A 9,480-nucleotide genomic window follows, 5' to 3' on the forward strand; every position below is an offset into this window, starting at 1 on the left:
AAATTGTGATTGACACTCAGGAAGTTTACGACCCTCTTTACGAAACTGAGAAGTTTATAATACTTGTTACAGGTGGTAGAGGTTCGGCCAAATCTTTTAACGTTTCCACGTTTGTTAAAAGGCTTTCCTACGAGGCTAATCACATTATGCTTTACAGTAGGTACACCATGACCAGTGCAAACTTGTCTGTAATACCAGAGTTCATTGAAAAGATTGAGTTGGAAGATGAGCTGGATAGTTTTAAAGTTACCAAAGATGAAATTGTCAATAAAGAATCTGGTTCTGTAATTAAATTCAGAGGTATTAAAACCAGTTCCGGCAACCAAACTGCAAAGCTTAAGTCTATCCAAGGTTTGACAACCTTTGTTGGCGATGAAATGGAAGAATGGCAAAGTGAAGTTGATTACGATACGCTTATGCTCTCTATTCGTCAGAAAAACATGCAGAACAGGGTTATTCTAGTTTTGAATCCGACAGATGCAGAGCATTTTATCTATAAAAAGTACATTGAGAACACTCATAAAATAGTTTATTTTGATGGTATACCAGTACAAATCAGCACACATCCAAGCGTTTGCCATATTCACACAACATATTTAGACAACATTGATAACTTAAGCCAGCAATTTCTTGATGAGGTAGCGTTAATCAAATTACAGCAACCGACTAAATATGAATATAAAATCATTGGCCGATGGGCGGATGTTCGCGATGGTGCAATATTTGAAAATTGGGAAGAAGGCGAGTTTGATAAATCATTGTCTTATGTTTATGGTCAAGATTATGGTTTCAAAATTGACCCAGATACGCTTGTAAAAGTAGCCATTGATAAAAAGAGAAAGCTGCTGTATATAGACGAATGTTTTTATGGAGTTGGTAAGTCAAACAGTACCGATGATTTATATGAACTGAACAAAGCACACATTGATAATTACACAGACTTAATCGTTGCCGACTCAGCGGAAGCACGTTTAATAAGCGACTTAAATTTAAAAGGCCTAAACATCATCGAATGTGATAAAGGACCAGGTAGCGTTTCTGGTGGAATTACAGCTATGTTAGGCTTTAAGCTGATTGTAACACCACGCAGCACAAACGTTAAAAAGGAACTTAAGAATTACGTATGGAATGATAAGAAAGCTGGAATACCTATTGATGATTATAACCATACTATTGACCCTACGAGATATGCGCTTCGCTTTCTTTTGGGTGATGATTTTACCAATGCAAGCAAAGAAAGCTTAGGATTTTTATAGATAAATAAAATGGAAGAAAAAGAAACTACTCTCGAGGATCTAATCACCTCAAAAGAAATTGATAAAGCAAAAGGACTTTTCAGCGAGAATGGCAAACGTATCACAGCTGCCCGTGAGCAGTATGATAAGTCTAAACACGCTATTATGAAGCGTGTAGATAAGGTAATAATCAAAGGCGAGGGTGAAACCGCTACCCGTGAAACAATTAAACAATGGAAGCTGCCAATCACCTACCAGAAGAAGATTGTTCAAGCTGCAGTTGCATTCTTGGTTGGCAAGCCTATCAAAATTGTTCAAGACAGTGATGAAACTACGGATGATGTATATAAAACATTGATTGACCTTCGTGAAGAAATGAGAATGAAAGCGAAAGACCAGAAGTGTGCTGAGATAATGTTTTCTGAGACTGAGTGCGTTAAACTTTTCGTTCCATTTACCGATGAAGATAAAACCACAACTAAAATAAAATGCTTGCTGCTTTCTGCATCAAAAGGTGATGAGCTTTATAGTTATTTTGATGAGTATGGAACTTTAAAAGCGTTTGCCAGAGGTTATGAAACCAAAAAAAGCAATATAACTGTTAGCCATTTTGATATTTATACTGCTGAAAGCAATCATGCCTGCAAACGGGAAGGAACCACAGCTTGGGATGTAGAAACTAAGCCAAATGCACTTAAAAAAATCCCGGTTGTAATCTATAATCAGGATGCCCCAGAATGGGCGGATGTTCAAGAGCTAATTGAACGTAGAGAGTGGCTAACTTCTAAACGTGCTGATACGAACGATTATTCAGCAGATCCAGTTTTAGTGCTTACAGCTGACGCTTTGCCTACGTTGCCAGATAAACAAGCGGTTGGCAAAGTGGTTCATCTAAAAGGTCAAGGCGCAAAAGCAGAATATCTATTTCCGCAGATGTCAGTTGATATGGTGGCTAATGAGAAAGAAGATTTAAAAGAGCTTATTCATTATTTAACTGATACTCCCGATTTGACACAGGATAAAATGTCTTCTTTAGGCTTAACTTCTGGTAAAGCTATTGAAATGGCTTTCTATGGTTCGATTCTTAAGGCAATGTCTAAGCAAGGGTATTTTGAAGAGATGATTGATAGAGAAATCAGCATCTTGAAAGCGTACATTAAAAATGTAATGAAGGCAAGTGATATAAGTGGAAAGTTTACAAAGAATATTGATGCCCTTGAAACCTCGATAGTATTCGGTAATCCGTTGCCAGATGACTATTTAGATACCATTACTTTATTATCAACTGCTGTTGGAGGAAAAGCTATCATGAGTGTTGAATCTGCTGTATCTAAAAACCCGCTTGTGACTGACCCTACAGAGGAAATGAATAGACTCAAGGTCGATAATATTGATGAGACTGAGATTTAATAATCGTATTTGGTACATAAGAAATAAAATGTACATTTGTGTTGCGGAGTGGTAGCAGTTGGTAGCTCGTTGGGCTCATATCCCAGAGGTCGCAAGTTCGAGTCTTGCCTCCGCATCTACTTTTCATAGTTTAGTTGAAGGTTTAGGTTGATTTAGCAGGGGTTGTGGTTCACCCCTGCTTTTTTATACAACAATCTTGCTTTTTCAATTCCAACTTTTAACCTTTTTTTATTCTGGTATGGACTTAAACGAAAAATACGAAGCAAAGCACCTGGCTAACATTCGTAAACTTCAAAAAAAAGTTTCTAAGCATTATCGAAACACAATTGATAAGATTTACAAAAAAGCCTTTGGTTTAAAACTTAAAAATGGTGATTTCAAAATTTCGGACTACCCTATTCTTTCAAACCATATTGATGAGGTTCTTATAAATTTTCGTGAAGAGCTTAATCTTATGCTTGTTAATGGGTAAAGTATGAATGGGATGAATCTGTTAATAAAAATGGTTCTATTATACTGGAAACATACACTGCATCCAATGTGTCAGCTGCTGTAACAAATATCATATTTGACCCACAAGAAAAGGCTCTAGAATCTTTCTTAACCCGAAAAACAAAAGGTCTAGGACTCTCGGATAGAGTATGGAGATATACAAATCAGTTTCGTTCAGAAATAGAGCAAAATCTTTATGCTGGTGTTTCCGAGGGTAAGCCTGCAGCTGCTATGGCTCGTGACCAGAAGCAATATCTACAGGAACCGGATAAGCTGTTCAGGCGTGTAAAAATTATTGACAAAGAAGGCAATGCAAAGCTTGTTTTATCAAAAGCTGCAAAAGAGTATCATACAGGTCAGGGTGTATATCGGTCGAGTTTTAAAAATGCTTTTAGATTAACAAGAAATGTTGTTAATGATGCATATAGGGAATCTGATATAATTAAGTACCAATCATTGCCATTTGTTACGGGTTTTCAGGTAAGGCTAGCCGACAATCACCCTAAGTACGATATATGCGATTTATTAAAGGGTGAATATCCTAAAAGTTTTATATGGCGCAAGTGGCATGTTAACTGCATCTGTTTCTGTGTACCCAAGCTTCCATCAAAAGCTGAATATGATAAATACGAAGATGCTATCTTAAATGGAACAAATAAAAGTTTTAAATTCTCTGAACCGGTTACAGAAATCAACCCAGCGATTAAAAATTATATAAAAGACAATCGAAAAATGCTGAACAGGCTAAAAAGAAAACCCGATTGGATGACAGATAATAATCTTAAATAAACCCAAATTGTGTTAATCAATCTGTTAGCACCTTTTTAAAATTAATCGCAATTAGTGTATTGGTAATTTTATGACCTAATCCGAGGCATACACTCAACAGTAGGCATACTAACGAGGCTATCACTCAAAACCAAGCTGAAAATTCATGGCATTTAAAAAAGAAATCATTGTAGCACTTAAAGCTGAAAATAAAGCAAAAGGCCTACGATTATCGAATACACGTATCGAGACAATCGCAACCGTATTGGATGAAGAAGTTGTTGAAGAAACCGACATTGACGGCGCAATCAAAACGTTTGATAAATATAATCCTTTAGCGGAAATCGCAAAAACGGATGATAAACTTAGAACGCTATCTACTAAAAAAGATGGCGAAAAGACTCAAGCTGAGATTGATGCTGAAAAAGCGGAAGCTGAGAGAAAAGCTAAGGCAGAAGAATTGCCAGATGATGTTCCTCCTTACATAAAAGCAATTTTAGATGGTCAAAAATTACTGACCGATAAACTTGCTGCATTTGAAGGAACTAAAGTGGTATCTGACCGTAAAGCAATCGCATCAGAAAAATTTAAAGATGCTAACGATGCTTTCAAAGCAGACTTATTAGCCGATTTAGAAGAAATAACTTTTAAAGATGATGACCATTTTAATAGCTATTTAGAACGTAAAGAAAAAACGTTCGGTGATTTGAAGCAAGCTGAGGTGATTGAAAATCTATCTGACGGTAAAGTTAGACAAGGAGTAATTACAGCGGCAGATGCAAAAAAGCAGGCTACGAAAGAGGAGCTTGATACAGTAATGTCAAATCTAAAAGTATAAAAATGTACGCAAACCTTAACAACACCGGCACATCGGTCATTAATGCTAATGATTCGATTGTCATTGTCGACAACTTTCAGTCGATTCGTGGAGGTTCAACTTTGGATGTAACAAATTTCGGCCCAGACACAATCAAAGCCGGTCATGTCATCATCAAAGAAACGTCTACAGGTAATTACAAACCAATGCCGTTAGCAACTAACGATACGGTTTATGATACTTTGCCAGTGGGTCACACCTACGCAGGTATATTAATTGCCTCAATTTTAAAAGCTAAGCCTTTTGCTGGAATTCTAGTAAGAGGAACCGTAAATCATTTGGCAACGCCATTCTCTATGACAGCGATTTTATCTGCTGTAAAGACTGCATTGCCATTAATCGACTTTAGAGCAGATTAATCATGGAAGAATCATTATTTATAAAATGGGTTCAAAAGTTTTTCCCTGGCATTACTGTTCGGGTTGTAGAAACGTTAAACGGTGAGGACCGTCAAGCATCATATTTACACCGCACCATGCTTCGTAAAGAAGAAAGTGTTGACGGTAAATGGAATAGCTTGTTATCAGACAACGTAACTGTTGCTGCTGATATCGTGGCAATGGATTCAAGCTTGCCATTAAAAACCAGACCAGCATTAAGTTCAGCAAACGGTGATATACCTAAAATGGGTATGGAATTGAAGCTGAATGAAAATCAATTAACAGCATTAGATACCTTAGTTGCTAAACAAGCAACTGATGCGCAGATTATCGCGAAATTATTCGCAGATACTCCACGTTGCATTACCGGTATTTATGAGCAAAACGAGGCGACATTCTTGCAAGGTTTGTCAACTGGTGTAGTGTTAGTTGACAGCAACAACGTTGGCACAGGCGTTCGTTTAGATTATGGTTATCTATCATCAAATAAGTTTGGAGCTTCAGTTGTTTGGACTGGTTCGCCAACACCGGTTTCAGATGCGCAAAGAGTAATTTCGGCAGCTTCTGATAAAGGGAACGTAATCAACTACGTTATGATGAACAGAGCATCATTTAATCAAATGCGAAACTCTGTAGAGGGTAAAGCTTTACACGCTACTTCGATTGGAAACTTTGGTACAACACAAACTATCCCGACCGCAGCTCAATTCAGTTCAGCTTTCAAAGATGAAACTGGTGCGGACATTATCATTGTTGAGCGTTCTGTTAACTTCGAGAAAAACGGAGTAAAAACAAATGTAAAACCTTGGTCTGCTGGTAAAGTAGTTTTCTTGACTTCTTTGGAAGTTGGTTCGTTAATCTGGGCAACTTTAGCAGAGACTAATCACCCTGCTAAAAATGTTACTTATAGTTTGGTTGATGACTTTATTTTGGTTTCAAAATACGTATTAAACAAACCATCTGTAGCAGAGTTTACAAGCTCACAAGCTCGTGTTGTTCCAGTTATTCACAATGTTGACCAAATCTATTTATTAGATACTTTGGTTGTTCAAGCTTAATCGATCATGGCAAAATTACATCATACAAAAGTTAAATCCGCTGTTGCAAAATATAGCGGATTGCACGCTGAAGGCAAGACTTCCGATGAAGTTAAAACAGCGATTGCGGCTGACGAGAATGGATACGATGCAGAAGGTGTCGAGGAAATTTATAACGCTATCATAACCCCTGCACCTGAAAAGCCAGAGGCCAATGTGTTCACCGTTATTAAGGAATTCCGAGATATCAGCAACTTCGATAAAATTCACAAAGTTGGCGCTGATGTTTCTGATTTCGATACTGAACGTTTGGCGGCATTAGTTGCTAACGGACACGTTGAAAAAGCGTAATTGAAATGACAATAAAAGCAGCTCTTAAAAGCACTGTTGACTATCCGCTTCCTGATAACAGGATTGAGAAGGCGTTAATTGACGCTGGTTTAAATGGCGATACTATTTATACCCAACAAAACGAAAAGGATGTTGACGTTTGCATGATAGGGCTTCTTTTAACTGTTTGCACATCCGGAAGCATTTCTGAAGGTGGTTACAGCATCTCTAACAGTGATAAGGATAATTTATTGCGAATCCGTTCTTTGCTATTGTCTAAATGGAAAATGGTAGACACGATGGGTAGCTCAATTAATGATGCAACTTATCTACACTAATTATGGTAGTTCAATATCCAAACGATTTAAAGTATAGTTCTTCATCTGCTGAATCGGTTTATGACCAAGAATCAGGAACATGGAGTGCTGCTTCGCCTGGTGTAGAACAACCATTCATAAAGTGCAGAGCCGAAATGAACGACAAAGGCAGATTAGTTGCCAGTAACGATGGTACCCAGCTGGAATACAGCTATACCGTTTACATGACAAAGGATTGCCCCGTTTTTAATTTTGGTCAGATTGTCGAAGTTCATAATTCTGACGGATTGCTTATCAAGTCTTCTGTAAAGAAATTTAGCAGAGGTCAATTGAATGCTCGACTATGGGTGTAAAAGCCAAATTTTCGAAAGCCGACATAAAAAACGTTGGTGCTGACTTGCTTAAAAGAATTGAGCTGGCTGTTGTAAGTCGTTTCCAGTATATCGGGGAAACGTTTGTAACTAATGCCAGACTTAAAACCAAAAAGCAAGGTGGCTTCGGGAATATAACTGGTAACCTACGTTCATCTATCGGCTATATCATTTTAAACAATGGTAAAACCGTTCAAGACAACTATGAAGTTAGCGGAACTGGAACAAAAGGCGTTCAAGAGGCAAAAGCACTTATAAGAGAGTTAAAATCAAAATTTAACACCGGTTACGTATTAATCGTTGTTGCTGGTATGAACTACGCAGCAGCTGTTGAAAGTCGTGGCCTTGATGTTATAACTGGTTCAAGCAAAATAGCGGAAGAAGATTTAAAAGATGCTATTGAAGGTTTAGCTAAAAAATTGGCAAAGCGATGAGCGTGACTACAGCTGGAGCAATTAACATATTATTTGAATATCTGAAGAACAGTGAAGTTCTAAGTGATGAAAAAAAGGTCAACGGCCATCTTTACAAGATGCAGCGGCCTTTGAACTCTTCAAAAGAGGATGTTGTTATCAACGCTATCACAATGGGAAGAGAATCTGTTCAAAATGGTATTTTGAATGTTAACGCTTACTGTAAAAATCAAACATTGACTTTACCAGGTGCTTTGAGTGATAATTCTCAACCCGATTACACTAGGCTAGATGAGATATCAAATCTTTTAAATAAGGCATTAGGCGAAGGAAGAGAGATTTATTTAAACAACGGTTCATATTGCTTCAAAGTGCAACAAGATGTGATCATACCGGATGAAAACGAGCAACATTACGTCAATTTCAGAATAGAATTTTATTCACCACAATAATTAAATAAAAATGGCCAAAAAGGTATACGCTTTAAAAAGCATAATCATGGGCGACGTTCATTCCGATGGTGGTATGGGTCAAACACTTACCGAGGTATTCGGTGAGACAGTATTAGGTTCAGCAACTTTAACAGTTGATAAACCAACAAAAACGGGAGTAAAAACCGAAGAAAAGAAAAACTCAATCTTCTTTATCGATGGTGAAGACCCGGATTTTACACTAAACGCTAGTACGTACAACATCAGTGCTAAAACAATGAAGAAACTCTTCGGGGGCACAATTTCTGGTCCTAACGGAGTTCAGACATTGGGCACTATCGTTGGTGGTACGGGATATGCAAATGGAGTTTACAAAAACGTACCACTTTCGGGCGGTACAGGCTTTGGCGCTTCTGCTGACATCACAGTTTCTGGTGGCGTTGTTACTGCAATCACAATTCTAGGGAAAGGTGTTGATTACACTGCAGCTGATACATTGAGCGCACCAGCTGCTTTACTAGGCGGCACGGGTTCAGGATTTACAGTTCCTGTTAGTGCACTGTACGCAGGTGCAGAATCCTGGTCAGCTCCTATCGGCGGTGTAAAAGCCACTTTAGAACAATCAGTAATTGCAGAAAGTCAAACTGGTATCAAGTTCAAATTTGTTAAAATGGATATTTCTTCTGGTTTAGCGGTGAGCTTTGATAAAACCAAACTTGGTCAGATTGACTATACTGGTTTATTAATGGAGCCAGATAAAGCCAATACTCCTGCTTGGGGCATTGACTGGCCGGCATAAATCTTACAGCTCCCTATTCTGTAGGGAGCTTTTAAAAATCAACAATGACCAATCAAGAAACTGTAGAAGAAACTCTTTCGAAAACTGGCGACATAATTACGCAGCGCACACAATATTATACCGTTTATCCTCACTACAAAAGTTGGTTTAAGCGATTTTTTATTCTTATTCGGTGCATGAGTAATAAGGTTGTTTTAGCTATCCGCCCGATTAATGTCGGGAACATGTTTAGAATATCATCAAAAGTATTATTGATACCAGATGATATCACAAATAAAGATGTTAGAGAAGCGTTGTTTTCTGGTAGTGCCGAGCATTTGAGTAAGATAATCTACATCATTGCTTGTGCTATTCAAAATGATGAAAATGAGCCTTCAGAAGAATTAAAAAAATTCATAACCTACCAAATGGACTACGAGATGATATCAGAAATATTGGATATCATTTTTACTCAGGTTGGCGCTAAGGGTTTTATGAAATCTATCATCTTAATGAAAGGCCTAAATGTGGTAAGTGCACCGGAAGAGGCTGCATAGAATGCAACCACACTGGATTTGCAAAAGATGAGCCTAAAAGCAAGGGAGATAATAGCCCTTGGCGTATGACTGGCGCATACCGAA

Annotated in this window: 14 protein-coding genes and 1 tRNA gene; all 15 read left to right on the plus strand. The window is 37.9% G+C overall.

All coding sequences use genetic code 11. From position 1 onward, the window contains the following. Positions 1-5 precede the first annotated feature (5 nt). The 15 genes from LUA90_RS01935 to LUA90_RS02005 all read left to right on the plus strand — a co-directional run bounded on the left by LUA90_RS01935 (position 6) and on the right by LUA90_RS02005 (position 9,396). Positions 6-1,256, plus strand: a complete 1,251-nt coding sequence (locus tag LUA90_RS01935) for a PBSX family phage terminase large subunit (protein WP_231489902.1) — start codon at positions 6-8, stop codon at positions 1,254-1,256. Positions 1,257-1,265: 9 nt separating this feature from the next. Beyond that, a complete protein-coding gene (locus LUA90_RS01940) occupies positions 1,266-2,645 on the plus strand; it encodes a phage portal protein (protein ID WP_231489903.1) in 1,380 nt (459 codons plus the stop codon). 42 nt (positions 2,646-2,687) lie between these two features. Next, positions 2,688-2,761: transfer RNA gene (locus LUA90_RS01945), tRNA-Met, on the plus strand. Between the two features lie 122 nt (positions 2,762-2,883). Beyond that, complete coding sequence (locus LUA90_RS01950; protein ID WP_231489904.1) at positions 2,884-3,117, plus strand: hypothetical protein; 234 nt, start codon at positions 2,884-2,886, stop codon at positions 3,115-3,117. A gap of 68 nt (positions 3,118-3,185) precedes the next feature. After that, positions 3,186-3,926: a hypothetical protein gene (locus LUA90_RS01955; RefSeq protein WP_231489905.1), complete on the plus strand. Its 741-nt coding sequence runs from the start codon at positions 3,186-3,188 to the stop codon at positions 3,924-3,926. Between the two features lie 145 nt (positions 3,927-4,071). Then, positions 4,072-4,743, plus strand: a complete 672-nt coding sequence (locus LUA90_RS01960) for a hypothetical protein (protein ID WP_231489906.1) — start codon at positions 4,072-4,074, stop codon at positions 4,741-4,743. A 2-nt stretch (positions 4,744-4,745) separates the two neighbouring features. Continuing rightward, a complete protein-coding gene (locus tag LUA90_RS01965; protein WP_231489907.1) occupies positions 4,746-5,141 on the plus strand; it encodes a hypothetical protein in 396 nt (131 codons plus the stop codon). Between the two features lie 2 nt (positions 5,142-5,143). Further along, a complete protein-coding gene (locus tag LUA90_RS01970; protein WP_231489908.1) occupies positions 5,144-6,220 on the plus strand; it encodes a hypothetical protein in 1,077 nt (358 codons plus the stop codon). Between the two features lie 6 nt (positions 6,221-6,226). Then, positions 6,227-6,550: a hypothetical protein gene (locus tag LUA90_RS01975; protein WP_231489909.1), complete on the plus strand. Its 324-nt coding sequence runs from the start codon at positions 6,227-6,229 to the stop codon at positions 6,548-6,550. A 5-nt stretch (positions 6,551-6,555) separates the two neighbouring features. Beyond that, positions 6,556-6,867, plus strand: a complete 312-nt coding sequence (locus LUA90_RS01980; protein WP_231489910.1) for a DUF6706 family protein — start codon at positions 6,556-6,558, stop codon at positions 6,865-6,867. Between the two features lie 2 nt (positions 6,868-6,869). Continuing rightward, on the plus strand, positions 6,870-7,199 hold the full coding sequence (locus tag LUA90_RS01985) for a hypothetical protein (protein ID WP_231489911.1): 330 nt from the start codon (positions 6,870-6,872) through the stop codon (positions 7,197-7,199). Next, positions 7,190-7,651, plus strand: a complete 462-nt coding sequence (locus LUA90_RS01990) for a hypothetical protein (RefSeq protein ID WP_231489912.1) — start codon at positions 7,190-7,192, stop codon at positions 7,649-7,651. The genes LUA90_RS01985 and LUA90_RS01990 overlap by 10 nt, the downstream gene beginning before the upstream one ends. Further along, positions 7,648-8,082, plus strand: coding sequence for a hypothetical protein (locus LUA90_RS01995; RefSeq protein ID WP_231489913.1), 435 nt, complete (start codon positions 7,648-7,650; stop codon positions 8,080-8,082). Before LUA90_RS01990 ends, LUA90_RS01995 begins: the two co-directional genes overlap by 4 nt. 10 nt (positions 8,083-8,092) lie before the next feature. Continuing rightward, positions 8,093-8,860, plus strand: coding sequence for a hypothetical protein (locus LUA90_RS02000; RefSeq protein ID WP_231489914.1), 768 nt, complete (start codon positions 8,093-8,095; stop codon positions 8,858-8,860). 44 nt (positions 8,861-8,904) lie between these two features. Further along, on the plus strand, positions 8,905-9,396 hold the full coding sequence (locus LUA90_RS02005; RefSeq protein WP_231489915.1) for a hypothetical protein: 492 nt from the start codon (positions 8,905-8,907) through the stop codon (positions 9,394-9,396). Positions 9,397-9,480 lie beyond the last annotated feature (84 nt).

It is taken from the genome of Pedobacter sp. Leaf170 (genome assembly GCF_920984665.1).
Classification (GTDB): domain Bacteria; phylum Bacteroidota; class Bacteroidia; order Sphingobacteriales; family Sphingobacteriaceae; genus Pedobacter.

Excerpts from the sequence above, each read along its gene's own strand:
- LUA90_RS01995 (WP_231489913.1), top strand. The coding sequence starts at position 7,648 with ATGAGCGTGACTACAGCTGGAGCAATTAACATATTATTTGAATATCTG.
- LUA90_RS02005 (WP_231489915.1), top strand. The coding sequence starts at position 8,905 with ATGACCAATCAAGAAACTGTAGAAGAAACTCTTTCGAAAACTGGCGAC.
- LUA90_RS01980 (WP_231489910.1), top strand. The coding sequence starts at position 6,556 with ATGACAATAAAAGCAGCTCTTAAAAGCACTGTTGACTATCCGCTTCCT.
- LUA90_RS02000 (WP_231489914.1), top strand. The coding sequence starts at position 8,093 with ATGGCCAAAAAGGTATACGCTTTAAAAAGCATAATCATGGGCGACGTT.
- LUA90_RS01950 (WP_231489904.1), top strand. The coding sequence starts at position 2,884 with ATGGACTTAAACGAAAAATACGAAGCAAAGCACCTGGCTAACATTCGT.
- LUA90_RS01940 (WP_231489903.1), top strand. The coding sequence starts at position 1,266 with ATGGAAGAAAAAGAAACTACTCTCGAGGATCTAATCACCTCAAAAGAA.
- LUA90_RS01960 (WP_231489906.1), top strand. The coding sequence starts at position 4,072 with ATGGCATTTAAAAAAGAAATCATTGTAGCACTTAAAGCTGAAAATAAA.
- LUA90_RS01965 (WP_231489907.1), top strand. The coding sequence starts at position 4,746 with ATGTACGCAAACCTTAACAACACCGGCACATCGGTCATTAATGCTAAT.
- LUA90_RS01985 (WP_231489911.1), top strand. The coding sequence starts at position 6,870 with ATGGTAGTTCAATATCCAAACGATTTAAAGTATAGTTCTTCATCTGCT.
- LUA90_RS01975 (WP_231489909.1), top strand. The coding sequence starts at position 6,227 with ATGGCAAAATTACATCATACAAAAGTTAAATCCGCTGTTGCAAAATAT.
- LUA90_RS01990 (WP_231489912.1), top strand. The coding sequence starts at position 7,190 with ATGGGTGTAAAAGCCAAATTTTCGAAAGCCGACATAAAAAACGTTGGT.
- LUA90_RS01970 (WP_231489908.1), top strand. The coding sequence starts at position 5,144 with ATGGAAGAATCATTATTTATAAAATGGGTTCAAAAGTTTTTCCCTGGC.